The organism is Persicitalea jodogahamensis (assembly GCF_014651615.1).
Lineage (GTDB): Bacteria > Bacteroidota > Bacteroidia > Cytophagales > Spirosomataceae > Persicitalea > Persicitalea jodogahamensis.
The window spans coordinates 1,080,597-1,105,272 of record NZ_BMXF01000002.1 but is presented as its reverse complement, the minus strand read 5'-3'; the positions used below and the strand labels follow the sequence as shown (position 1 = coordinate 1,105,272).

Genomic DNA, 24,676 nt, shown 5'->3' with positions numbered 1-24,676 from the left:
ATAGCATGAAAAGAAGGTCGGTTTACGATTTCGCCAGAAGAATAGCAGCGGGGTTTGCGGTGATGTGTGTTTTAGCGATTTCGGGATGTGAAAAGTTAGGAATCGAGCCTGACAGATTCTACTTTGATAGTCCTATTAAGGGCTATAATGAGAAGATGGATGTGGAGTTTGGCAAGGTAAGAAACCTGACCCTTGACCTTCATCTTCCGGTCGCAGAAGACAGTACCCCCGCAGAGGTAGTTATTTTATTGCATGGAGGGGGTTGGGTGAGTGGTGACAAGTCGTTTCTCAAACCAACGGTGGACATCCTGAAAAACGAACGCAAGAATCTTGCGATCGTGAACATGAATTATCGCGTGGCCAGCTCTTCCAACAATTTACTGGAACTGCAACTGGAAGATTTGCAAAGCGTTATCACCTTTCTTACCGTCAATGCAGAAAAGTATAACATCCGGAAGAACCGATTTCGCCTGACCGGGTTTAGCGCAGGAGGGCACATTGCCCTGACCTACGCTTACAAATCCACGGAAACTAACATTCAGGCTGTGGTAGCTGCCTCGGCACCGACCGAACTTTCCCTGCGAGCATGGCTCGACAAGACTTTATGGTCCAAAGTAGAGTTATTGACAGGAAATGCTTACGGCGGGCCGATTGACATATTCAAAGACGACAGTCCTTTCTACCTGGCGAGCGCCCGCTCCCCGCGTACAATATTGGTATACGGCGAAAGCGATGAACTCGTTTCGCCGCGGCAGGGACAACTACTAGCCGATAAGCTTCGGTTGCTCCGTGTTCCCTACGCTTTCTATCTGGAACCTGGTGAAACCCATGAATTATCACCCCGTAAAGCGGCCGAGCACATCATGGAAGCCTTTCAATAACTACCGCGTCCAATTATTGCTCATCTGTCTTGTCCACGTTTTTGAGGGAATCCTCTTCCAAAATCGTGACAGTATCCGACAGATCATCTTCCAGGGCCACTTCGTCAACGATTTGATCAGGTACTTCGTCGAAGGCATGATCCAATTCAGTGCTGTGGTTTTTGGTACCCGTCGCGAAGGTACTTTCTCCTGGCCGGGCATCCACAAGTCCTAAGTTTGAATGCGTCTGCACTACCCGCTCTTCGTCGATTCGCTGGCTTTCTTCTTCGTTTTGAACGTATTCCTTTTCCGGTTCTTTGTCTTTGCTGTCTTGCATAATCGTGATTTTTAAGAATTAGTAATTGCAATCAAAAATACCCAGTCCTGCCTACTTACCTTCTTCGGCGGAATTCTTCTGGCTCTTTTCGTAGCTTTCTTTCAGGTTCTCCGCTTCCTCCAGCGGATTCTCCGGACGTCGATCCATGTCTTCATCCGCCAGGTGCAGCGAAGCTTCTTCTTTGCCCTGCGCCGGATTAGTGCTGTATCCTTCATCCGGCTCTTTCTCTTCCAAAGGTTTTTCAGGTTCGTACTCCTGCTCGCTGGTAGCGGTAGGCAGGTAACGATCGGGATCATAGGATTTGGGTTTGTTTTCCTTTTCTTCGTTTAAGGCATGAGCCAGCGAATTGTCCTGAGTGTCGTCCACTTTATTCTTGTTATCCATGAGTCGTCTGTTGATGGGTACATTTACAAATTACTGATCTTAAAAAACTATGCCTTTCCTTGAAATGTCGATTTTATGGATACAATGAGCTTACCTACTTTTGACTAGACATCCATAAAAAAAAGCAGGCCCGAAAGCCTGCTTTTTTTAAAATATATGCTCCAAATAAAATCAAACAACTGATCAAAGGTGCAGACTACGCCGCACTTGGTCAAGACTTATACCCCATTGATCAGAGAGTTCTCTTCACCTCTTTCAACTCGAAGCTCTCGATGATGTCTCCTTCCTCAATATCATTGAAATTCTTGATATTCAGACCACACTCATACCCTGACCGCACTTCACTGACATCCTCCTTGAAGCGTTTCAGAGAATCGATCTCGCCCGTGTGGATCACGATACCATCGCGAATAATACGGATCTTGTTGTTACGTTTCACGAAGCCGTCCGTCACGTAGCAACCCGCAATGGTACCGATACGGCTGATCTTGAATACCTCGCGAATCTCGATATTTCCGGTCACGGTTTCTTCCACCGTCGGGGCCAACATGCCCGTCATGGCATCTTTGATTTCATCGATGGCCTGATAAATAACCGAGTAATGACGGATTTCGATTTGCTCCTGCTCGGCCATGCGCTTCGCACTTGGCGAAGGCCGAACCTGGAAGCCCACGATGATGGCATCAGAGGCAATCGCAAGGTTGACGTCCGATTCCGAAATCTGACCCACTGCTTTGTGGATGGTATTGACCTGAATCTCGGAGGTAGACAGTTGCAGAAGGGAGTCCGACAGGGCTTCCACCGAACCATCCACATCGCCCTTCACAATCAGATTGAGCTCTTTGAAAGAGCCGATGGCTTTGCGTCGGCCGATTTCTTCCAGTGTGATGTGCTTGCGGGAACGGATGGTTTGCTCACGCAGGATTTGCTCACGCTTGTTGGCCAGTTCACGGGCATCCCGCTCCTGATCCATCACGTTGAATTTATCGCCTGCCTGTGGAGCACCGTTCAGGCCAAGAACCTGTACAGGGTCAGATGGCCCCGCCTTTTTCAGTTTTTTGCCCAGGTAATCCGTCATGGCTTTCACACGTCCGTGGTGTGCTCCGGCCAGAATTATGTCGCCGACTTTGAGCGTACCTGCCTGTACCAGAATTGTGGTCACATAGCCACGCCCTTTGTCAAGTGATGCTTCCACCACTGTTCCGACCGCACGACGGTCTGGATTGGCTTTGAGTTCGAGTAATTCGGCTTCGAGTAGTACTTTTTCCAGCAAATCATCGACACCCATGCCGGACTTCGAAGAGATTTCCTGCGACTGGTATTTACCACCCCAATCCTCAACCAGGTAGTTCATCTGCGAAAGCTCCTCACGGATTTTCTCCGTATTGGCACCGGGTTTATCGACTTTACTAAATGCAAAAACGATTGGTACACCTGCTACCTGCGCGTGGTTGATTGCCTCACGCGTCTGGGGCATCACACTGTCATCGGCAGCGATCACCACGATGACCACATCGGTCACCTTGGCACCCCTTGCCCGCATAGCCGTAAAGGCTTCGTGACCGGGCGTATCCAGGAATGTCACCTGCTTGCCTGATTTGGTCTTGACACTGTAAGCACCAATGTGCTGGGTAATACCGCCTGCCTCACCGCTGGCAACGTTTTCAGAACGGATGTAGTCGAGTAATGAGGTTTTACCATGGTCAACGTGACCCATAATGGTGACGATAGGAGCGCGCTCTTCCAGGTCTTCCGGGTCGTCCACGACATCTACCACTTCGTTCTGAATTTCTTCCTCGGCAGAAATGAATTCCACTTCGTAGCCAAATTCATCCGCAATAAAGGTAATTGCCTCGGCATCGATACGCTGGTTGATGGACACAAACATGCCCATGCTCAGACATACCGAAATAACTTCCTGCACACTGACATCCATAAGGGAAGCCAGTTCATTGGCCGAGATATACTCGGTCACACGCAGGATCTTGGTTTCGTTCTGATCGAAGCCGCTATCATCCTGATCAGCCCGGTCGCGACGCCGCTTGCTGGCCGCACGGCCACGCTGTTGCGTTACGGTGCCACTTCCCATACGGGCCATTGTGGCTTTGATATTGTCAGCTACTTCCTTGTCGGAAACCTCTTCGCGGCGACCGCCACGGCGGCTGCTCGCCTTGCCACGAGGAGTGCTGCTGCCAGCCGTTGTGCCCTTGGCAGTAGTAGTGGTTCTGGGAACAGGCGTACCTGTGGCCGCTCCGGGCGCAGGTGTGGCCTCGCCACGGTTGTCGCGGATTCGCTTGCGCTTGCGCCGACGCTTTTTGTCGCTTGCTTCACCAGTCGCTGCATCTTTTTTCTTTGTTCTCTCCGAGGGTAGTTCAATCTTGCCTACCACCTTCAATCCCCGGAGCTGCTTTCCTTTGGCTTCGATAACATCGTCAGCTTCAGTAGCATCAGGTTCCACGGCGGGGGGGGGAGTCTCCGCTTTGGGAGCTATGGCTTCCACTGGCTTGGGAGCAGGGGCTGGCTTTACCTCCTCAGGTACCTTAGCAGCAATTTCCGGGGCCTTTTCCACAGGGGGAGTTTCAGCGACCGGTGCTTCTGCAGGCTCAACCGGCTTCGTTGCCTCAACTGGTTCTGGCTTGGGTGCGGGCTCCTCAACAGGAGGCGCTGCCTTCTTTTCCTCGATTTCCGGAGCTTTAACTTCGGGAGCTTCGACTTCAGGTTCGGGCTTAGGCGCCTCAGGCTGGGGAGCGACTGGCTCCTCCTTGGCCACCGGAGCTGGCTTGGGCTCAGGCTTCGGCGCAGCTATGGGCTTACGCGCGTTAAGATCGATCTTGCCGACCACCTTAATACCCGGCAGCTTCGCTTCGATCGGCAGGTTTTTCTCCTCCTCGATTGGTTTCTCGGCGGGCTTCTCTTCCTTTTTTTCTGCCTCCACGGGGCTGCTGGGAGGAGTGCGGAAATAAAGCACTTCATCCACGCCGCTTTCCTGCTTGGCTTCCTTCTTTTCCGGTTCGGGTTCGGCGGCTGGTTTCTGCCGTCCACCCGAATCCCTCAGCTTGTCCGAATCGTATTCTTTAGCCAAAGAATCGATTTGGGCAGCGTTCAACTTGGTATTCGGACTGGAGTCCACCTTGAAACCTTTGGTCGACAGGTAGTCCACGATCGTAGAGGTACCTACGTTCAGGATCCTTGCCACTTGGCTCAGGCGCATCATTTTTTCTTCTGCCATATTCAGCAATTAACAAAAAATTCTTCTATTCGGTAGTAAATGTAAGCAAGCAATGTCTGAATGGAGGCGGGCAGAAGTAACGACTGCCTAATCCTTACTCAAACTCCTTGCGCAATACATCGAGGATTTCCTCAATGGTGTTTTCTTCCAGATCAGTCCGGCGAACGAGTTCTTCCATGCTTAGGGCCAGCACGCTTTTAGCGGTGTCCAGTCCTATTTTACGGAACTCCTCGATCATCCAGGCTTCAATTTCGTCGTCGAATTCCGACAGATCCACGTCTTCTTCGGCCAGTTCTTCCACATCACGGAAAACGTCTATTTCCATGCCGACAAGTTTCCCGGCCAGCTTGATATTCTGTCCGCCCTTGCCGATGGCAAGTGAAACCTGATCGGGTTTCAGGTACACAGACACCCGTTTGGCTTCATGATCGATGTGCATCGACGTGACCTTAGCGGGGCTAAGTGAACGGCTGATGAGTAGTTCCAGGTTCTCGGTGTAGTTGATTACGTCGATATTCTCATTCCCAAGCTCCCGCACGATACTGTGGATGCGGGAACCCTTCATGCCGACACAGGCACCTACGGGATCGATGCGATCGTCGTAAGACTCAACGGCCACTTTGGCTCGGTCGCCCGGTTCGCGCACGATGCGTCGGACGGAAATCAGGCCATCGTATATTTCAGGAATCTCGATCTCAAACAACCGCTCCAGAAACATTGGCGACGTACGCGACAGCGTGACGCGGGGCGTGCCGTTGTTCATTTCCACCTTATGGATAATGGCCTTCACACTTTCGCCCTTGCGAAAACGATCCTTGGGAATCTGCTCGTTGCGAGGCATTGTGAGCTCGTTACCCTCACTGTCCAACACGATCAGTTCGTGGCGCAGGGTCTGATACACCTCACCGGTAATCAACTCCCCAACCTGATCCTTGTACTTTTCGTACAGGAGCTCTTTCTCCATATCCTTGATCTTCTGGATCAGGGTCTGGCGGGCAGTCTGAACAAGGCGGCGGCCGAATTCTTCAAGCTTGACCTCCTCTGCAACTTCTTCGCCCACCTCGAAGTCTTCCTCGATCTTCCGGGCCTCGGAAAGGGGTATTTTGTCATGATCCCAGATATCCTCCGAGTTATCGTCCACGATTTCGCGGGTACGCCACATTTCCAGGTCTCCGTTCTCGGGGTTTATGATGACATCAAAGTTGTCATCTGTACCATACTTCTTTCGAATCATGGTGCGGAATACTTCTTCCAAGATGCTGATCATCGTAGGACGATCGATGGCTTTCGTGCTGGCAAAATCAGCAAACGAATCTATTAAAATTGAGCTGTCCATAAATTAATGGAGATTGAGAGTTAAAAATTAAAAACCCCATCTTGTTATTCGTTCAATATCTGTTTTAAGCGCCTTCCTATTTTTTATTTGAATGAGACCTGCACCAAGGCTTTTGCTATGTTCCCAAGCGCTATTTCGGGACGCAGGTCTTGTTCTTCTTCGGTGACTTTCTTTTTCTTCTTAGGTAGTGGAAGCTGTAACACGATACTGTCGTCTTTAGCTTCCACCAGCGTTCCGGTCATACTCTCACCGCTTGTCAACGTCACTTTCAGGTCACGACCGACATTCTTACGGAATTGGCGCGGCAGCCGCAACGACTGATCAAGGCCGGGCGACGACACCTCCAATGTATAAGCCGTTTCGACTACCTCGGCGGCTTCGAGGTCATTCCCGAGTTGCCGGCTGATGTCAGCGCACTCCTGAATCGTAATTCCCTCGTCACTGTCCAGCAGTATCAACACTTTCTGACTCCCCCGCACAGGCTTGAACTGGATATCAACGATGAAGTATTTTCCGTCTTCCAGAAGCGGTTCCAAAAATGATTCAATCTGTTCTTTGAACGCCATATTGCAACAAAAAAGGGGATTAAATATCCCCTCAACCTTTGTATTGAACCGAAATTGTGCCGCAAAGATAATACTATTTTAGAATTTCTACAAACACCCGTTACTCACAGATTTATTCGTCAGGTTGTCTTACTTTTACGATTTGATCCCTCCCTATGCGTCTTTTCAGTGGCCTCCTGTGGTCTTTATATAAAATAGCGGTCCTTTACACACTGCTGATCTATGCGCTCACCTATTGGATACCGAGTGCGCATTGGGTAGCGGGTTTCCTGATGCTGTCGCTGCCCGTGATGCTGGTCTTCCATACGGCCTTTTTGCTTGTCTGGGCCCTGCTGGCCCCGAAACGGCTAGTGACGACCCTTTTCGTTCTGATCGTTGGCTACCCTTTTTTAGCCAGAACTTTTCAGTTTCGAAGAACCTCCGACGAACCATCTTTACCCTCTGAAATTAGTACCAGAGAACCTCTGACTGTACTGAACTACAACGTTTTCAGCTTTGGTCTTTATGATTACCAGTATGGTAACAATAAGGAAACGGTAAAAAAGTTTGGCACCTGGATCAGTGAACAGAATGCTGACGTGCTTTGCCTTCAGGAATATTTCGACCACGAAGGCATGGCCGACTTCAACTTCACCGAAAAGTTGCAAAGAAAGGGATATAAGTACCATTCGTTTCTGCGAAAACTCAGTCAGGGAGAAACTAGCCGGAGCGGAATGGCCGTTTTCTCAAAGTACCCTATTGTAGCCATTCGCGATACGCTTTTCAGCGGGCAGAATGGTTTGTTGCAAGCAGACATTGCCTGGCAGGGTGATACAGTCAGCGTGATTGATGTACACCTCTACTCAATGACGCTACAATTGTCTGCGATCGTGAATAAGGATGACTACGAAAAATCCAAGCACGAGGCCAAGTACGCATACAAGCAAATGCGGAAAGGCTTCGAGAAGAGAGGCGAGGAAGTTAAATTACTGAAAAGCTGGATCGACGATACGCCGCACCCGACCATTGTTTGCGGAGATTTCAATGAAACGCCTTACAGCTATGTGTACGGGAGTTTGCGCAAGTACCTTGCCAACGCCTTCGAACAAAAAGGCAGCGGCTTTGGCTTTACCTACAATCACCTCCCCTATTTCATTAGGATAGACAACCAGTTTTATGACAGTAACAAACTGGAACTTCTTGACTTCAACACCCTGAACCAGGTTCCCTATTCGGACCATTATCCCTTGATTGGAAGATACCTGGTCAAGTAGCCGGCTATTTTTCACTTGTATTCGAGCTGAAATGTTTTTCAGCAAAAGTACCCTCCACAGTCAATTATCCACTTTCAACCAAGGGAAACTACTCGGCCAGGTTGAACTTCACCTGTACACCACCCGCTGTGGTGGAGCGGTAGAATGAGTTGGTCACCAGCGGATCGTTGAAGGTGCGGTCGAAATAGAATTGCACATTCAGACGGTTGTTGACCTGATAAGCCAGCGTAGGTCGGAGCTGGAAGTTGATGTTTCCGGCCACGGGGATAATCTGCCCGTCGAACTTCCGCTGAATGGATCGCGTGTCGCGGAAGGTCATGCTGAAATTGAAGATCAGGTCATTTTTCAGCTTTTTCTTCACCCCGTTTATTTTAAACGGAATCGCCACATTGTTTTTGGTAAAACCGATGGCAATCGTCAGATCCTGATTGAATAGTTCAGCTACCTGCGAGTTAGCCAGATTCAGGGCAATGGTACGGTCACGGTTATAATCCACCCGGCCCGTAATGCGGCTTTGGGTGCGGAAGTTGACACCGACAAGGGGCGAGAATTTTTCCTGCATCGTCACGGTACTCATTACGAACACCGGGACGTACTGCCCCAGATAGTTATTCCGGCTCGAGAGCGGATAGCCTGTCACCGCCAGGTTGACATACAAAGCCTCATAGCCCAACGAAGAAGTGAAGTTACCGACGCTATAGGTAGAATTGTAGTTGTGTGTCAGTGTGAATGAACTGAACAACTTCTGAAAGGGCTTCACCTGCGACAAACCGTTGTAATCAATGCGCCAGTTGGGCATCGGAAAGCCCAGAAAGGGCGAAATACGTACAGTATTCGGGTCTTTGCCCGTGTAAGCCGCAAAGAAAGCGGGGATCAGCACATCCTGCGAGTTTTCGTTGTACTCGCCACCGCTGTTATTCTCCTGATTGAGACGGTCTTTGAGAACAGTCCGGTAATCCCGGAATCGGTCGAATACCGGTGATTCGTTGTCCCGCTGCATTTTGGCAAATGCCGTCCGAAACGACAGGAACGACATGCTGAACTGCCCGTTGCGTACCGGGCTCTGACTCAGATACGAGCCGCCGGGCGCATCAGGTCGGTAGAATTCTTGGTAGGCATCCTGCCGGGTAAGCCGCCCCTCGATCTGCATCCTGAAATCCTTGAAAGGTTCCAGAGTCGTTCTGAAATTAAAGTTTTTCTGGACAGTCTGCTGGAATGGCTGGTTTTGTACTTCACTGGGCGTAATCCACCCATTTTCGGCCGCTCGTACATGGATGTTCCGGTCCTGATTGCCCAGCACGAAGGGTAAGCCCGGTGCGTTGGCGTCAGACAATCCGAAATAGAGAGGCGTGGGCAGGAAGCCCGGCAAAGCGGTAGTTTCCAGTACGGTGTAGCTGAAGTTGATTCCGCGAACCGTCATAAGTACCCTGGCAATATTTTTCAAAGCCTTGCTCGGCGGAGCGGGCAGGTCTTCGATGTCGCCCGGACTGCGGGCAAAGTTCTTGCGCTCCTGCGAAGGAGAGTTGGCGAAGCGCAGGTATTTGAGCTTATTGTACAAAGCGACGAAATCCACCTGCCCCGTGACACCACGCTCGCGGCTGTTGCGCACGATATTGCCAAACGGAATGCCCAGGGAATCTACCAGTCCCAGGGCATTCGCCTGAAAGTTGTACGCGATGGTATGATTGTAATCCGCTCGAATCCAGTCCGTAAGCGGCAGCTTGTCCAGCGGTAGCCGATAGGTGAGCCTGATACGCTGGTCAAAATTCTTGATCCGCCCTAATTTCTTAAAATTATCCCAAAGGGAATCCTGCTTCACCTCGGTATTGATATCGCCCTGCGGTTCGTCGATAATGGCATTGGCCACGGTGTTGTACTGCAGCACCACGTTCCGCGTCAGGTTCCAGTTCAGATCATAATAGCGGTTGAACCAGAAGTACTTTTCATAGAAGGGCTGCATGCCCGCTGTGGTCAGGTCAGAGTTTCGGAGTTGGGTTTTGGTAAAGCTCCGGTCCACGTCCGCCCGCACCGAAACCTGGGTAGGTAGCAGCGTGAGGTTAAAGTCTTTGATAAAATTCAGATAACGACTTTCCGTCTCCCACTTGCGGAAGGGTTCGAAAGCTTTTGGCTGGGCAGAGAAAGTGTACGCTACTCCGCCACGGTACATTCGCTGGGAATATTCCTGGGTCAGGATATTGGTGCGCAGCATGTCGCTGTAAGCGTAAGTGAACGCCAGGTTCTCAAAATCGTAAAAATGGGTTTTCGCACCTTCCTTCGTTTTGACTTTTCGGACATTGGAAAGATTGATTCCCCGCCGCACGGTGTTATCCTCCACGAGCCTTCGGAAGCGGTCGCGAGCCTCGGGTCCATCGAGGTTTTCCAGCGAAGTAGTCAGCTCCGTGTCGGGGTCCAACGGATTAAAGTGGGGCACGATGCGCCGCCTGTCGTAGTTGACGTAAAGCGGGATACTGAACCCCCATTGCTGCGGCAATAGCTTGTCGACCTGAATATTGGACGAAATACCAAACTCGCTGGTGGTGGAGCGGGCACGTTCACCGATGCGCTGCTGCACGCTGCCGAAGCCGAAAGTTTCGATGCGCCCCGAGGCCGTTACCGTGGCGAAGTCGGCCAGTTTAGCGTTGAGTTGAGCAACAGCCGCTTCTCCCGCGGTCTGATCAAAGCCCTCCACGTGCAGTTCGTTCACCCACAGGCAAAAACTCTTGTTCTGCTCGTCGGCCGTTTTCGGATTACGCATCCCAATCATCATTACCCGCACGGCGCTCAGGTCAGGGTTGCCCACCACGGTGATGCGGTAAGGACGGCCCGTCAGTTGGTCGATAATGTCAACGGAGTAGGGAACGCTCCTGGCTCCATCGGAGCGGTTGCGTTGTGCCTTGGCGTCAATCAGGTCCGCGAAGGCCACATTCATCTCGTTCTGCTCGGGCCACACGGCATCCGGGGCGCTTATGTTCTCCGGGGTGGCCTGCAGATTGGCAATTTCTATTTCGTAGTAGTTCTGAGTCAGGTCGGTACCCAGCCGGAAGAAAGCTCCGGTTTGCCCGTTCTGGTTGTCATCGTTGTGCATGTGGATGTACATCCGCAGCCGCTTGCGGAACTGCATATCGATATTAACATTCTTGTACACAGCCCGCGAATCTCCGTCACGCAGATCCGTCACACACAGGCTCATCGACTGCTCATTGAGCTGAAAATTTTGGGTAGGCTGCGTGATGTCGCGGTCGCGCTTCCAGCCTGGTGGCACGGCGTAGACGTACTTTTTATTGGAGTTGTTTGCCTGGCTGTTTTCTTCGATACTGACCGTTCCCACCGTGAAGCGGGCATCGTAAGGCTCGGGTACTTCCTGCAAGCCGGGAGCATCGAGGTCCGAAAGGTACTTGCGGTATTGCTGGCCCACCATCTGCAACTGCGCGAAGCGAAGTACCACGGGTTGCGGGAAGTCAGTCAGGTACATGCGTACAAAACGGATGGACTTGAAGCCGTTGATTTGTCCCACTTTGCGGGTGAATTCTTTGACCGGCATTCGGAAAAGGTACCAGTTGCTACCATCTTGAGCCACAGTTTTATCTACGATGAAACCCTGCCCAATATCAAGCCGATTGGGTTTCAGGTCGATCTCGTACTCGTAGTAGGCTTCGTTGTCGTTGACCGTGTTATCCACATTCAGATCCTCAGAGTCGGGCAGGTTGGTAGAGGCTGGAGTAACGATAGCATTGGCGTTGCTGGCAGTGCTTTCGGGAGAGTTGCCTTCCATGCCCAAAAACTCTTTGTACCGTTCCAGAATTTTGGCATCAGCAATATCAAGTTCTTCCCCCAAATAAAACTGAAAGTCGTCACCGGATGGGTCGGCCAGAATTCGGTCACGAGCCTGCTGAGTAAGTGTAGGGGGCAAGCGATCCAGAAAACGCTCCTTAAAGTAAACGCGCTCTTGCTGGCTGTTCAGGCCATCAAGACCGACATCCTGCTTCTCCCGCGCGCCCGCCTCGTTGCTGAAAGCATTGATAATAAACTGTTCCTTCGTCACACGGCCCCAGGCAGTACTATCCACATTGATACCGGGCCGGGGTTCTACCGGTAAGCCGTTCTCGAAATTAAAACGTCCATCAGGTACTACATCTTCCGAAATATCACCCAGATTGAAGACCAGTTTCCCCCCTGTCGTGTTGTTCTGTTTCTCAAATCCATCGTCAATTGCTCCATTCTCTCCCCCGATGAAAGGGTCCATAAGCCAAAACTCGATATTTTCGATGTTGGCGTTATCGAAGTCAATGTCCGAAGTAACGGCCCGACTGATAGCACCAAAATTACGGCGCGGGTCTTTTAGACGCCCGTTGTTGTCCAGGTCGGGGTTATAGTTGTACATTCCACGCTCGCTAGGATAGTAGGCTATGTCCAGGATATTCTGCGGTAGGGCGAGCGGCGGCACCGATCTGCCAGGAAACAGATCCTGTGGGAGGAACAGTTTCACATAAAAATTCTGTACATCCTCGGGGGTGATATTGGGGGGACGCAGATTGAAGCCCAACCCGTTAGATTGAAATAAGTTATCCACCGTATAAGCTGCTATTTTGGCCCTTCGAAAGCCGTATTCCAGCGGATTGTCCGGGGAGCCCTGCGGGAATTGCTGCGGCGTGGAACCCAGCCGCCAGCGCGTCGGCTGCCGCGTGAGGTCGTAGATGGTACGGGCAGCCTCAAAGTCGTCCACCAGCGATCGGTCGTTGACCAGCGGCGACACGCCGGGGAATAACTTGGCCACTTCACCTTTGAACTGAATGCTAGACGGCTCCTTAGTTTGGAGCAAGGGTAGTTTATCCAGCCATTTGGTCAGGAAGGGCGCATCTTTTCTGATGTTGGCGTCAAAGCCCACAATGGTATTGTTGGTCGGTTCATTACCAATGGCGACGCGGGTCAGGAACCCGGCAGGCGTTTCACGGTGGTTCATCACCGTGGCACCAATGCTGATGTCATTGTTCACCAGATAATCCAGGCGAGTGCCGAAAAGCGTCCTGATTTGGTTATTAAACAGATCGGGACGTTCGAACTCAATGACAATTTCGCGCCCGGAGTTGAGGACACTTGGATTTATGATCCGAACGCGGCCAATCTGTGCCTCCACAATAAAATCCACACCGGGCGACAGCGAGACGCCTCCTGACGTCACCGTGACCGATTCTTCCGACACGCCGTAGGGTAGTTGCACCTCGGCGCCGCCCGCCGACTGGTAGGCGCCTTTCAGGTAGAACTTGTTGCGCTCGTTGATCTGCTGCGCATCGATTTGGGTAGTATTATATAGTTCCGGGAAGACGTATTTGTTCTTCAAAATATCTTCATCGGGGTCGAAATACTGGGCCAGATTGGAGCCGAAAGGTTCCAGTACCGGGAAGAATACGCGCCCCGTGCGGGAATCGATAGTAATGCCTTCCACGAAGTCAAAATTGCCGTCAGGCTGAAGGTCATTAACCGGATTCAGGCGATCCAGACCCATCACCCGCAGCAATGGCTTGTTTTGCAGATTACGGCCTTCCTGTAGGTTGGGATTGTCGATTCCTGTGAGGTCGTCTTTATAAATAACCCTTAATTGAAATCCCTGTCGGTCTATCTGGTTGGTACCGAGGGCGTAGACGTTTTTCATCATCAGATCCCACATCGGCAACTGGGTATTGTTCCGGATGGTGGATGATTTGAGCAGTTTAAGGGCGATCACCTCGTCGTCGCTGCGATTCTGATAATCTTCGGTCAGTTCGCCTACTTTGTAAGCACGGCCGTTCAAGGTGTATTCATAAGCTACGGCAAGTACCTCGTCATTGCGCAATGGCACGGTCAAAGAGAGGTAGCCCAATTGCGGGTTGAACCGATACTCGCTCTCACCCAGCAGCCGCTTGGCCCCCCGAAGTACCTCAAAGTCTACGCTTTTCTCCAGCCCAAGCGTGTTGGTCAACTCAAAGGTGGTGCGATCCACCTGGCGGAACGCCTCATTCTCACGCAAGCTACGGTACAGGCCATTGCTTTCGTTGTCGGCGGGTAGTTTGGGTTGAATAGGTTGGACGGCCGGAAGATTTCTCTTGTAGGGATTCGGCTCGCCCAAATCGGCAAAGGCAGCCAAATTGCGCAATGACTGCGTGTTGGTAGTGCGGTTGGTCACGTACACTTCCAGGCGGGTGATCGTCACGCCCGAAGTGATAGCGGGCAGCGATTTGAGCGAACCTCCGTAAATATTCCGGAAATACTGCGCCAGGAAAAAGTGTCGGTTTTCGTCGTAGAAATCGGCCCTGATCTCGAAGTCCTGGGTTTGTGCCCCGCCGCGCAGTACCCGTCTCTCTTTACGCGATCGCTGTACCGATCCCACGAAGGTGGCATTCAGTCGTCCAAATTGCAGTTCAGCCTTTGCCCCGAAAAGGTTTTGCACGCCCGGAATCAACTGGCTGTTAATCGGCCAACTGATGTTGCCCGCTTCCAGCTTGCGCACCAGACTCTCTTCGGGCGCTTTGTAATTTAGCTTTAAAGCGTTTTCAAAATTAAAACTGGCCTTGGTATCGAAATTGGTCAGGAAACCAAGCTTGTCGCCAATCTTGGCGTTGAAGTTAATGTTGATCTGCTCATTAAAAATAAAATTGGTGTTCCGCCGCTGTCGGATCGGAATCGAGGGGTTGTCAATGAATTGGTGAAGTACCCCAAAATCGAGCGCTACGAAACCATTGGGTTTAAAATCAGAAAAATCCTGACCGAGCAATTTGTCCAGAGCAGGTGGGAGGTCGAGTTTGGGCAGCAGCCCGCGTCCGCCCATGGCACTCTTGCCGTCAAGCCGCGCCGAATATTCGCGCATCAACGTTTCAAACGCCCGCCGACGCTGCATTTCGTTATAGGTTTGCAGATCAACGCTTTCCGAAGGGCGGTAATTGAGCGAACCATTTTGCGTTTTGACATCCTCCTCGATCACTACCCGCCCCGTGCTGTCGAGACGCATGGTAGTACCGATGTTGGTCGGATCGTCCAGGTAATAAGATGAGCGTGGTCGCGGATCGGTGAAGCGGTTGCGGTAGTAGTCCTGCCAGTCCAGCCGGGGGCTGCGGCCCGATTTTTTTAGGCTGTCACCCGTCGTGTCGGCTTCCGAAAGCGCGGGTTCATACGCAACAAACCGGCCTACGTTACCTTGCGTAGAGAGCGTAATGTTCCCTGTCGTATCGGCTATGACATAGGCGCCGACAGTAAGGGCAACGGTGCGGAGTAAAAACTGGTAGATGGTTCCTGACAAAGCCTATCGCACTTGGTTAAAAGAGGGTACAGTCGGGCAACTAGGGCAAGAATCCCAATAAACCTCGACCTGGGGACGTCATGCTAGTGACAAAACGGCCAAAACCTTGCCAATATTCTTTTGGCGGGATAAAATTAAAAATAAGCTTATCGCAAAGCCAATTTTATGAGTTCCTCGACGGTATGCTGATCGCCTTCGCGCTTGATAATCGTGTCCAGACTCTTCTCGGCAGCGGCCTTGGGAATACCCAGCGTGACCAATGCTGCCAAAGCTTCGCTACGGGTGCTGCCACCCGACACTCCGGCCAAAAACGGCACAGGCGAGGCAAGCGAATCTTTTCGCATTTTGTCTTTGAGCTCTAATATGACGCGCTGAGCAGTCTTGGAACCAATGCCTTTGATCGATTGCACTACCCGAACATCTTCATTCATGATAGCGTGGCGAATCTCGGAGGATGATAGCGAGGAGAGCATCACCAACGCGGTTGCCGGCCCAACACCCGATACGCCCACCAAATCCAGAAAAAGCGTTTTCTCATCCGGCTCGGCAAAACCAAAGAGAATGTGAGCGTCGTCACGGATGTTGAGGTAAGTGACTATTTTGCTCTTCTCTCCCACCTCAGGAAGGGCGGAGTAGGTCTGCAGCGAAATGCGAACCTCGTAACCAACGCCCTGTACGTCGATGATGGCGTAAGCAGGGTCTTTGTAAGCAACTTTTCCTTCTAGATAAGCGATCATTTTTTGGAGAGCGACAAAGTCACAAAAAGAAAGAGTGGCAAAGCTACACAATACCAGGACTAAGGTTGGATCAAGTTTTCCGCCAAGCCAACTTTGGCCTTTTCAGAATCTCTGTCGTTGTGTCGCTTTACCACTTTCCGTTATAAAAAACACCACCCGGAGTTTCCTGCGGGTGGTGAGTATTTGTACTATCTGAATTACTATCCTGTAATCAAAAGCTTCATACCGGCTCTGATCCTGCTGTCTTTCATACGATTGGCGGCTTTAATCTTATCGATTGACAGGCCATAGCGTTGCGAAATGGTCCAGAGGGTATCCCCGCGCTGCACCGTGTGGTATTTGGGTGTCACCTTCACGCCGACACTTTTGGCCGAAGCTACGGCGGTGCTGATGCTCGCCGGACTCTCGTTCACGATCTTCAATTTTTGGCCTACCAGAATCTTGCCGCTGCTCAGATCGTTCCAATCTTTCACATCGTCGATGCTGACACCGTGCCGGCGGGCGATTTCGGTCAGGTTGTCTCCCCGGCGGACAATGTAAGTGGCTGTTTTCGCAGTGGTCTGCGGCTTGGTAGTTTTAGCAGGCTTGATCTGAGGCTGTTCCTCCGCATCGGCTACCAGCTCTTCGTTATCTTCGTCTTCGGTGGTATCAGGAATTTGCTTTGTGCTGGTGTTTTTGGCCAAAGTGACCTCTGCCTTAGCTGCCGGGCGCGGAGCGACGCGTACCTGCCGAACGATCGTCAGGCGTTGTCCGCGAAGCAGCTTGCTGCTTCTCAGCCGATTCCAGCTTTTTACTTCACTGATGCTCACACCATAACGCCGGGCCACGGAAGTCAGTGTTTCGCCGCTACGAACGGTATGACGCAGCCGCTTTGTCATGTACTCGCCGTCCCCTTCAGCAGATGCCAGCATAGTGCCGGGTGTACCTCTCTTGGATGCTGAGTCAAGGATGGCCAGCCTGTCGGCCTGCATAAATGCGAATTTCTGAGCAGGTACTTTCAGGGCAAAACCGCGCGTGTAGTCGGGCAACACATCGCTGATAATCTGCGGATTGAGGCGTTGTATTTCTTCCATGGTCACCCCACTCAATGCCGCAAAGGTGGTCAGGTTCAGGTACCCGTTTACCTGAATGGTGTCGGTAATTGTCGGAAACTGCGTGACGTTGGGGACGATGCCATGGTCTTCACCATAGTTCATCATATACAGAATGGCCACAAACTGAGGTACATAACCACGAGTTTGCTTGGGAAGCGCGTTATATATGCCCCAGAAAGTATTGCCACCACTACGGCGCATGGCGCGTTTTACATTACCGGGGCCGCAGTTATAGGAGGCCAGGGCCATTTCCCAATCGCCAAAAATGTTATAAAGCTGACGCAGGTACCGGCAGGCTGCATCGGTAGATTTCTCGGGGTCGAAGCGCTCGTCGATGTACGAATCCTGCTTGAGGCCAAACTCCCGGCCCGTAGCTCGCATGAATTGCCATAACCCCCCAGCTCCGGCATAGGAAATAATCTTGGGATTGAGTCCTGACTCGATCATGGAAAGGTACTTCAGCTCGTCCGGCATGTTGTACTTGGCCAGTGTGCGCTCATAAATCGGGAAGAACAGATTTTTGTCCTCCATCATGCGCCGCGTGAAATCGGGCTTGGTATAGATGAAGTACTCCACAAATTTGTGGGACTCTGCGTGATAAACCAGGGGAATTTTCTTTTGGAGCAAACCAAAACGCTCCCGGACCAAATCGGTCGGCACCCGGTTGGCGGGTTCTTCAATTTCGGCAACCAACTCGGTTGCGGCCACACTAAGCGTATCGGATTCGTAAATGATTTCGTCTTGTTGCAGTTGCGGCACTGCCATAACGGGGAGATTGCACAAAACAAGTGCGGCAAAGGCTGTCAGATTCACGACTCGCTTGGTAAAGTTCATCAGCGTCAGAGAGGTTTAGTAGATAGAAAAAATATTACTTTCCCTATGAAATTCTTGATTTGGTATTTTACAAAGTCAGAAATAGTAAAAAACTACTATACTTTTTCCGGAGTGGCGATGGTTGCGGACATATATTGTGAAAAAGACAGTAACTTTTCTTCTTCGAAAGCCTGAGTCATCACTTGCAGGCCAATGGGCAGACCGTTTTCATCCAGCCCATTAGGAATGGCAATTGCGGGCGTACCGGCAACATTGGCTCCTACGGTGAATATGTCGGCCAGGTACATCTGCAGGGAATCATCCGTTTTTTCTCCCAGTTTGAAAGCGGTGGTTGGCGTCACGGGAGAGATCAGAAAATCGTATCGGGTTAGAAGCTGCTCGGTTTCTGAGCGTATCAGTTTTCTAACGCGCTGCGCCTTGGTATAGTATGCGTCGTAGTAATTTGCACTCAGAACAAAAGTGCCAAGTAAAATTCGCCGGCGTACTTCCTCCCCAAAGCCTTCGGTGCGGGATTTCTTGTAAAGACTTTCCAGGTCGCTGGCCTGCTGACTGCGGTAGCCATACCGGACGCCATCGAAGCGGGCGAGGTTAGAACTCGCCTCAGCGGTAGTTAAAATATAATAAGTCGGGAGGCCGTATTTGAGGAGCGGCATTTCTACAGGCTCCACTGTATGGCCTTGCTCGCGCAGTTGCTCGATGACTTCCAGCGTGCGTTGCCGGATTGCGGGAGCGACCGCTTCACTTTCCACGGACTCGCGCAGGTACCCTATCCTGACTTTCTGACTTTCATTCCAGGTCCGGGACTTTGAATAAGCCGGTACTTGCTTCGTCGAAACCGTACTGTCAAACTCATCGGCTCCAGCCATTATTTCCAGCAGCAGGGCAGCGTCTTCCACGCTTTTTGTAATGGGCCCGATGCAATCAAACGATGAGGCGTAGGCAATCAACCCCCAACGTGATACACGACCATAGGAAGGCTTCAGGCCGACTACGCCGCAAAAAGCCGCGGGCTGTCGTACAGAGCCTCCCGTGTCGCTGCCCAACGAGGCATGGCACAGCCCGGCCTGAACGGCTACCGCTGAGCCTCCTGAGGAGCCGCCCGGTACCCGTGCCCGGTCGGCGGCGTTGCGCACCACGCCGAAGTAGGAGCTCTCGTTGGACGAGCCCATTGCAAATTCGTCGCAGTTTTGCCGACCGATGATGATGGCATCTTCATCAAGCAATCGTTGCACCGCCGTGGCCGTAAAAGGTGATTTATAATTATCGAGGATTTTACTGCCTGCCTGCACACCGTGCGCGGCGTAGCAAAGTACGTCTTTGATACCCAGCACAAGGCCGGCAAGACGCCCGGCGGTCCCGGCGGTCAATTTGGCGTCTATTTCCTCCGCCCGTTGCAGGGAATCACTGGAATAGACTTCGACGAAGGCATTAAGATGTTGTTCTGCTTCGATGCGGGCAAGGTACAGCCTGACCAGTTCGACGCAAGTTGAAACGCCCGTTTTCAAATCATGCTGAATTGCGGCGAGTGTTTGGTAATCTTTCAATTCAGGAGGGAAGTTGTCTTCTGAAAAACAAAAACAGAGTCGATAAGGCATAGGCTTTTTTACAGTCTAACCCAAACCGACTCCGTCGAGGAAAAAGGGGGAAATGCCGACGATTTTAGTTTTTCATCGGGTCTTCCATACCTTTCTCAATATTCTCCTTCACGTCTTTGGTCGCGTTCTTGAACTCGTTGATACCCTGACCGAGGCCGCGCATCAGCTCAGGGATTTTCTTAGCGCCGAAGAAAAGTAATATAAACAGCGCTACGAGGAAAATCTCCTGTCCGCCCAGTCCCATAAATGCCAAAATTGATCCGAATTCCATGTTCATTGAATTTTAAATGAATACAAATTTAATTAATACTTCTTGCCAAACAAAAATTGTTTTGTCAGCCGATGTTGATGGTCTTGGTTTTTTTCTCCCACTCAGCAAAATCAGCCAAATCGCCGCTTACACTCTTGAAGAGCCACAGCACCAGAGCCAGGTCGTCGGCCATGCCCACCACGGGCAGGAAGTCGGGAATAAAGTCGAGCGGCGAGACGAAATAAATCAAAACGCCAACGATGGACAGCAGGCTTTTCCAGGGCAATTTCCGGTATTCGCCGGAGGCGTAGGCCCGAACTAACCGCACCAGAACAAAAATCTTGTCTTTTGCCTCAGCGGCTTCGCTTTTAAAATCGCTGTCCTTCGTCTTCTTAAGTACCTGCTGGGCCAGGTTATAGAGCTTCGAACTATTCGACGCGTATTGCCCAGCCTTACCCGTAGCTTTTTTAAAAAAAACTGACTTTAAAACCTGCGTAAGCAGTGAACTGTTAGCCATAGTATGGATTTGGAGTTATAATAAACCGTCGGCTTTATAACCAAATGCTTTTCTAAAAAATTGCACTACCCAACCTTTATCCCCGATTCATCTCTGGTTTGTTGTCCCAATCATTTACGCAACTTTATCAAGTATGGTTGTCGCAGAAATGCATTTGTACTGACAGCATGTTGGCCTCCTCCCCTTATTTTGGTGTAAAATTTGGGCATGAAGCCGGGTTTAACGGATTATCCGTTCTAATTTTGGAGCGAAAATTAATCTTAAACTTTTTTTATCCATATACCCTATGAAAATTACTGTCGTAGGCGCGGGGGCCGTCGGGGCCACCACCGCCGATAACATCATCCGCCGCCAACTAGCCGAAGAGGTAGTTTTGCTCGACATCAAGGAAGGCGTGGCCGAAGGTAAATCTTTGGACATGTACCAAACTGCCGCGCTGCTCAACTTCAATACCAAGCCCATTGGATCGACCAACGATTACGAAAAAACCAAAGGTTCGGACGTGGTTGTCATTACCTCGGGCATCCCGCGCAAACCGGGTATGACGCGTGAGGAGCTCATCGGTATCAACGCCGGCATCGTCAAGTCCGTTACTGAAAATATTCTAAAGTACTCGCCCAAGGCGATCATCATCGTGGTGTCCAACCCGATGGATACGATGACTTATTTGGCTCTCCGCGAATCAGGATTGCCCAAGAAGCGCATCATCGGCATGGGCGGTGCACTGGATAGCGCCCGCTTCAAGACCTACCTGGCCCTGGCAATGGACGTGTCGCCTAACGACATCCACGGCATGGTGATCGGTGGACACGGTGACACGACCATGATTCCGCTTACCCGCCTGGCTACTTACAACGGTTTGCCCGTAAGCCGTTTCCTATCAGCCGAAAAGCTGGAAAAAGTAGCGGCTGACACCATGGTGGGCGGCGCTACGCTGACCAAACTCATTGGTACTTCGGCCTGGTACGCTCCCGGCGCGGCCGCCGCAATGCTGGTGGAAAGCATTATCCGTAACCAGAAGCGCATCGTGCCTTGCAGCGTAATGCTCAACGGCGAGTACGGGCAGAAGGACATTTGCATCGGGGTACCGGTGGTACTTGGTCGTAACGGCTGGGAGAAAATCGTCAATATCCGCCTGAGCGACGCCGAAAAGGAAGCCTTCGCTAAGTCGGCTGACGCGGTACGGAACATGAACGGAGCAATCGCTTAGTGTAGTTGAGAATTGATAGTGGACAGGTTGAGAATCAACCAGTAGTTGAAAAGTGATTCTTTTGAAACTACCTGCCCGGGAAACCGGATCATTGGCAGCTTGCTGGTGATCCGGTTTTTTTATGAAAAAAGTTAATTTTTACGCTCTACCTTCTCTCCTCCGATATACACGCCGGAGATCTTCCGAACATTCCGAATATCCGCCAGCGGATCGGCGTCCAAAATCAGGAAATCAGCCCAATGACCTTTCGACAAAGTACCCAAATCTTTCAGGTTCATAAATTCAGCGGCATTTTTGGTAGCCGACTTGATGATTTGCATCGGCGTGAGGCCAGCCTCGGCCATCATTTCCATTTCCAACTGCTCGAAATAGCCCATGAAACGCTTCGGGATGCCGCTGTCAGTACCAAAGACGATAGGTACCCCCTGGTCTTGAAGCGTTTTTAAATTTGCCATGGCCGTCGGAAGCTGTTGCTCATACATCTGGGCAGCCCGGCTCCCACGTACTTTCTTCTGGCTGGCCGGATCAAGCAGTGGCTCGATGGTGGCCTGGTCGTATTCTTGCAGAAAATAGGGGTCGGAAAAGAATGCCGCCGTGTCGCCATAGACGAAGGTCGAAAGTTCGCGGGTCAAAGTCGGACAGTAGCCGACGTTTTTTGCCTTGATGAGTTGAATGAATTCTTCATCGACGGGCAGGTCGCGTACGCTGTGCGCCAGAAAATCGCTACCCGCCTTAAGTAGTTTCTTGGCATCGGCGAGGTAGTACATGTGGGTGGCGATTTTATAACCCAGTTCGTGCGAACGCTTTATCACCGCACGATAGACTGTTTCGGTCATTTTGGGAGAGGTACCCAGGTTGTCATCTACCCTTATTTTCATCCAATCCACGCCCATTTTTGCATTCTTTCGGATGACCGCCACGGCTTCGGCGGGGGTTTCTCCGGTAATCACTTCACCCGCGATAAACAGACGCGCCCGTTGGGTGGCAGACGAATCGTTGACCGCCCGCAACGGCACAGCTTCGGACTGATCACCACCCAGGCTTACGACGGTGGTAATACCGTAGCGGGCGTAAGTCGCTAGATTGTCGATGATATTTTGGGTGGAGTAATGCCCGCCTTCGATGCCCTGTACGTCGCCCACGTGGCCATGGGCGTTAATAATGCCGGGCATAATGAACTTGCCCGATGCATCCACCACTGAGGCTTTCGCAGGAACTCCGACATTCTCTTTCGTGCCAATTGACACGATTCGGCCGTTTCGGATGACCAATACGGCATCCCGAATCGGTTCCCCTCCGCGACCATCAATGATGGTGGCTCCGGTGAAGGCAGTGTAGCTTTGGTCAGCCGATGGCTGACTTTTGCACTCAACCATACTGAGATACAGCAGGAGAACAATTTTGGCAGAAAATTTCATTGGGATTGATGTTTATATATCAGCTCTCTGTATGCCTTAAAATTATCGCGCCGGAATCCTGAAAATCGGGTACCGCATATACTCCTTTTCGCGGTAGGCCGAGTGCTCATAAATATAATCAAGCTGTGCATCGGCACTCTTGGCAAACGCCTCATCTCCCGCAATTTTCTCTTTCATAGCTTTTTGCAGTTCAGGTGAATCGCTTAGCAGTTTCGCCGCTAGGTCTTCAAACACATAAGCCGAAAATCCTTCTTTCGCCTGCAAAATGGTATCGAAAAAATTCCACTTGAAAAATGAATCCACGCCCTTCGGTTCGAGGGTCTCGACGATATAGCGATTCATTTCCTGGTTTACGGGAACGTACCAATCGCCTTTTCGAAACGATAATTCTTTCGATTCTTTGTTCATATCTACGCTTGTGTGCCAGTAATGCCCTTCGTAGGGTTGAGATGAAGTTTTTACATCTCCAATCTGATACACTTCTACCTTCATGACTGAATCCTGCGTCAATGAGCGCATCTGAACACCATTCAGTTTTAGCAGCTCGATTACGTTATGCCAGCCCTGCGGAATGACGTAGGCTTCCGGCCTCTCCACAGTCTCGACGGGTTCGTATTGGTTATAAAAAGGTATCGTTTTGGTAAAAGGCTTGTCCCGGTTATAAAAAAGCCGCTTTTGGCCGCTTACCTGGCTATTGGGGTACTCTGCTTCAAAACCTTTGAATTCGATCTGAGAAGGCTTTTCGCGATTAACCTGCCAGGTCAGGGGAAACGTTTTCTGTGTCTTCACGGCTGCTTTGGTTTCCCTTCGCATCGCAAGAATTGAGCGGCGGTACTGCGCCAGTAGTTTAGTGGTACCTTCCAGATACGCGTAGGTTGCTTTCACCCGCTGGTCGTAGGGTTTGAGCATATGGGTTTCGGTCATCACGCCGATGGTGTGAAACAGGGCCGCGTAACCCGTGGAATAGCGGGGCCAGTCAGGAAACTGCACGAAGCCTTTGTCCGGCGTCTGCCCCCAGGCATTAACATAGGGCGTAGCTTCGTAGCCCGCTTCTTTCATGTGTTTATACAAATACGGCAGGAAAGTGTTACGCTGAAAATCACCCAGGACGCCGCCAAGTTTGTTCTCTTGCGTATAGTCCAGCGTCATCACATATTGGTAATCGGCTCCGTTGCTCACGTGGGTATCGACAAACAGATCAGGGTCGAGCTCGTGAAAAATGGCGGCGAAACTACGGGCGTTGCGGGTGTCGGCTTTGATAAAATCACGGTTGAGATCGTAGTTTCGGGCATTGCCTCGAAAGCCGTACTCCTCCGGCCCGTCCTGGTTGACGCGGGTGGTGCTGTTGCGGTTCAAAGCTCCGCCAATATTGTAAAAAGGAATGATGGCCAGCACTATGCTATCGAGTTGAGGAAAGCGTTCCGGGTGCAGGGCCAGATTACGTAGCAGCATCATGGAGGCATCTACGCCGTCGGACTCACCGGGGTGAATAGCGTTATTGATCAGCAAAATAGCTTTCCCCTGCGCTTTGAGTTTAGCAATGTCGAATTGCCGGTTCCGGGAGTAGAGTACAAGGTGCAGCGGCTTGCCACTATCGGTAGGCCCTTTAGTCTGTATCTGGATCTGCGGAAAATCCTTTGCCAAGCGCTGGTAGTACGCAATTCCCTCTTCGTAGGTAGGGGTTTGGGTACCTTTGCTTTTTTCAAAACGGGTTTCGTATTGGGCAAAAGCGCAGGTACTTGACACAAGTAAAAAGGTGATTAATAAAAATTTTGGCATCGTTTCA

Annotated in this window: 16 protein-coding genes; 3 read left to right on the top strand and 13 right to left on the bottom strand. The window is 51.1% G+C overall.

The window, feature by feature from the left end; genetic code table 11:
* The first annotated feature begins 5 nt into the window (after positions 1-5).
* Positions 6-881 (top strand): alpha/beta hydrolase, encoded by an 876-nt coding sequence (locus IE117_RS14760; RefSeq protein WP_189565196.1) that lies wholly within the window; start codon positions 6-8, stop codon positions 879-881.
* Between the two features lie 13 nt (positions 882-894).
* Here IE117_RS14760 and IE117_RS14755 read toward each other — a convergent pair whose 3' ends face one another.
* From IE117_RS14755 to rimP, 5 genes are all read right to left on the bottom strand, one after another.
* On the bottom strand, positions 895-1,197 hold the full coding sequence (locus IE117_RS14755; protein WP_189565195.1) for a hypothetical protein: 303 nt from the start codon (positions 1,195-1,197) through the stop codon (positions 895-897).
* A gap of 51 nt (positions 1,198-1,248) precedes the next feature.
* On the bottom strand, positions 1,249-1,581 hold the full coding sequence (locus IE117_RS14750; RefSeq protein ID WP_189565194.1) for a hypothetical protein: 333 nt from the start codon (positions 1,579-1,581) through the stop codon (positions 1,249-1,251).
* A gap of 232 nt (positions 1,582-1,813) precedes the next feature.
* Positions 1,814-4,810, bottom strand: a complete 2,997-nt coding sequence (gene infB, locus IE117_RS14745; protein ID WP_189565193.1) for a translation initiation factor IF-2 — start codon at positions 4,808-4,810, stop codon at positions 1,814-1,816.
* A 94-nt stretch (positions 4,811-4,904) separates the two neighbouring features.
* Positions 4,905-6,146: a transcription termination factor NusA gene (gene nusA, locus IE117_RS14740; RefSeq protein ID WP_189565192.1), complete on the bottom strand. Its 1,242-nt coding sequence runs from the start codon at positions 6,144-6,146 to the stop codon at positions 4,905-4,907.
* 83 nt (positions 6,147-6,229) lie between these two features.
* Positions 6,230-6,712, bottom strand: coding sequence for a ribosome maturation factor RimP (rimP, locus tag IE117_RS14735; protein ID WP_189565191.1), 483 nt, complete (start codon positions 6,710-6,712; stop codon positions 6,230-6,232).
* 155 nt (positions 6,713-6,867) lie between these two features.
* Between rimP and IE117_RS14730 the strand changes: the two genes are divergently transcribed.
* A complete protein-coding gene (locus IE117_RS14730; RefSeq protein WP_189565190.1) occupies positions 6,868-7,965 on the top strand; it encodes an endonuclease/exonuclease/phosphatase family protein in 1,098 nt (365 codons plus the stop codon).
* Between the two features lie 88 nt (positions 7,966-8,053).
* On the opposite strand, the gene sov is transcribed toward IE117_RS14730, so the two are convergent.
* The 6 genes from sov to IE117_RS14700 all read right to left on the bottom strand — a co-directional run bounded on the left by sov (position 8,054) and on the right by IE117_RS14700 (position 20,262).
* Positions 8,054-15,235, bottom strand: a complete 7,182-nt coding sequence (sov, locus tag IE117_RS14725) for a T9SS outer membrane translocon Sov/SprA (protein ID WP_189565189.1) — start codon at positions 15,233-15,235, stop codon at positions 8,054-8,056.
* Between the two features lie 146 nt (positions 15,236-15,381).
* Positions 15,382-15,972 carry a Holliday junction branch migration protein RuvA gene (ruvA, locus tag IE117_RS14720; RefSeq protein WP_189565188.1) on the bottom strand — a complete coding sequence of 197 codons (591 nt, stop codon included), beginning with the start codon at positions 15,970-15,972 and terminating at the stop codon, positions 15,382-15,384.
* A 200-nt stretch (positions 15,973-16,172) separates the two neighbouring features.
* Entirely contained in the window at positions 16,173-17,900 is a 1,728-nt protein-coding gene (locus IE117_RS14715; protein WP_189565187.1) for a lytic transglycosylase domain-containing protein, read from the bottom strand.
* A gap of 95 nt (positions 17,901-17,995) precedes the next feature.
* Entirely contained in the window at positions 17,996-19,444 is a 1,449-nt protein-coding gene (gene gatA, locus IE117_RS14710) for an Asp-tRNA(Asn)/Glu-tRNA(Gln) amidotransferase subunit GatA (protein WP_189565186.1), read from the bottom strand.
* Positions 19,445-19,559: 115 nt separating this feature from the next.
* Positions 19,560-19,766: a Sec-independent protein translocase subunit TatA/TatB gene (locus IE117_RS14705; RefSeq protein WP_189565185.1), complete on the bottom strand. Its 207-nt coding sequence runs from the start codon at positions 19,764-19,766 to the stop codon at positions 19,560-19,562.
* 64 nt (positions 19,767-19,830) lie between these two features.
* Positions 19,831-20,262 carry a YkvA family protein gene (locus tag IE117_RS14700; RefSeq protein ID WP_229580893.1) on the bottom strand — a complete coding sequence of 144 codons (432 nt, stop codon included), beginning with the start codon at positions 20,260-20,262 and terminating at the stop codon, positions 19,831-19,833.
* A gap of 286 nt (positions 20,263-20,548) precedes the next feature.
* Here IE117_RS14700 and mdh point away from each other — a divergent pair, with 286 nt between their 5' ends.
* On the top strand, positions 20,549-21,472 hold the full coding sequence (mdh, locus tag IE117_RS14695; protein WP_189565184.1) for a malate dehydrogenase: 924 nt from the start codon (positions 20,549-20,551) through the stop codon (positions 21,470-21,472).
* A 131-nt stretch (positions 21,473-21,603) separates the two neighbouring features.
* On the opposite strand, the gene IE117_RS14690 is transcribed toward mdh, so the two are convergent.
* Both IE117_RS14690 and IE117_RS14685 read right to left on the bottom strand, forming a co-directional pair.
* The gene (locus tag IE117_RS14690; RefSeq protein WP_189565183.1) at positions 21,604-22,890 is read right to left on the bottom strand and encodes an amidohydrolase family protein; all 1,287 of its coding nucleotides are present in this window, start codon (positions 22,888-22,890) and stop codon (positions 21,604-21,606) included.
* Between the two features lie 42 nt (positions 22,891-22,932).
* Positions 22,933-24,636, bottom strand: a complete 1,704-nt coding sequence (locus IE117_RS14685) for a M14 family metallopeptidase (protein ID WP_308439289.1) — start codon at positions 24,634-24,636, stop codon at positions 22,933-22,935.
* Positions 24,637-24,676 lie beyond the last annotated feature (40 nt).

Bases quoted from the DNA above. Each gene is read 5' to 3' on its own strand.
- IE117_RS14760 (WP_189565196.1), top strand. From the start codon at position 6: ATGAAAAGAAGGTCGGTTTACGATTTCGCCAGAAGAATAGCAGCGGGG.
- IE117_RS14755 (WP_189565195.1), bottom strand. From the start codon at position 1,197: ATGCAAGACAGCAAAGACAAAGAACCGGAAAAGGAATACGTTCAAAAC.
- IE117_RS14750 (WP_189565194.1), bottom strand. From the start codon at position 1,581: ATGGATAACAAGAATAAAGTGGACGACACTCAGGACAATTCGCTGGCT.
- infB (WP_189565193.1), bottom strand. From the start codon at position 4,810: ATGGCAGAAGAAAAAATGATGCGCCTGAGCCAAGTGGCAAGGATCCTG.
- nusA (WP_189565192.1), bottom strand. From the start codon at position 6,146: ATGGACAGCTCAATTTTAATAGATTCGTTTGCTGATTTTGCCAGCACG.
- rimP (WP_189565191.1), bottom strand. From the start codon at position 6,712: ATGGCGTTCAAAGAACAGATTGAATCATTTTTGGAACCGCTTCTGGAA.
- IE117_RS14730 (WP_189565190.1), top strand. From the start codon at position 6,868: ATGCGTCTTTTCAGTGGCCTCCTGTGGTCTTTATATAAAATAGCGGTC.
- ruvA (WP_189565188.1), bottom strand. From the start codon at position 15,972: ATGATCGCTTATCTAGAAGGAAAAGTTGCTTACAAAGACCCTGCTTAC.
- IE117_RS14715 (WP_189565187.1), bottom strand. From the start codon at position 17,900: ATGAACTTTACCAAGCGAGTCGTGAATCTGACAGCCTTTGCCGCACTT.
- IE117_RS14705 (WP_189565185.1), bottom strand. From the start codon at position 19,766: ATGGAATTCGGATCAATTTTGGCATTTATGGGACTGGGCGGACAGGAG.
- IE117_RS14700 (WP_229580893.1), bottom strand. From the start codon at position 20,262: ATGGCTAACAGTTCACTGCTTACGCAGGTTTTAAAGTCAGTTTTTTTT.
- mdh (WP_189565184.1), top strand. From the start codon at position 20,549: ATGAAAATTACTGTCGTAGGCGCGGGGGCCGTCGGGGCCACCACCGCC.
- IE117_RS14690 (WP_189565183.1), bottom strand. From the start codon at position 22,890: ATGAAATTTTCTGCCAAAATTGTTCTCCTGCTGTATCTCAGTATGGTT.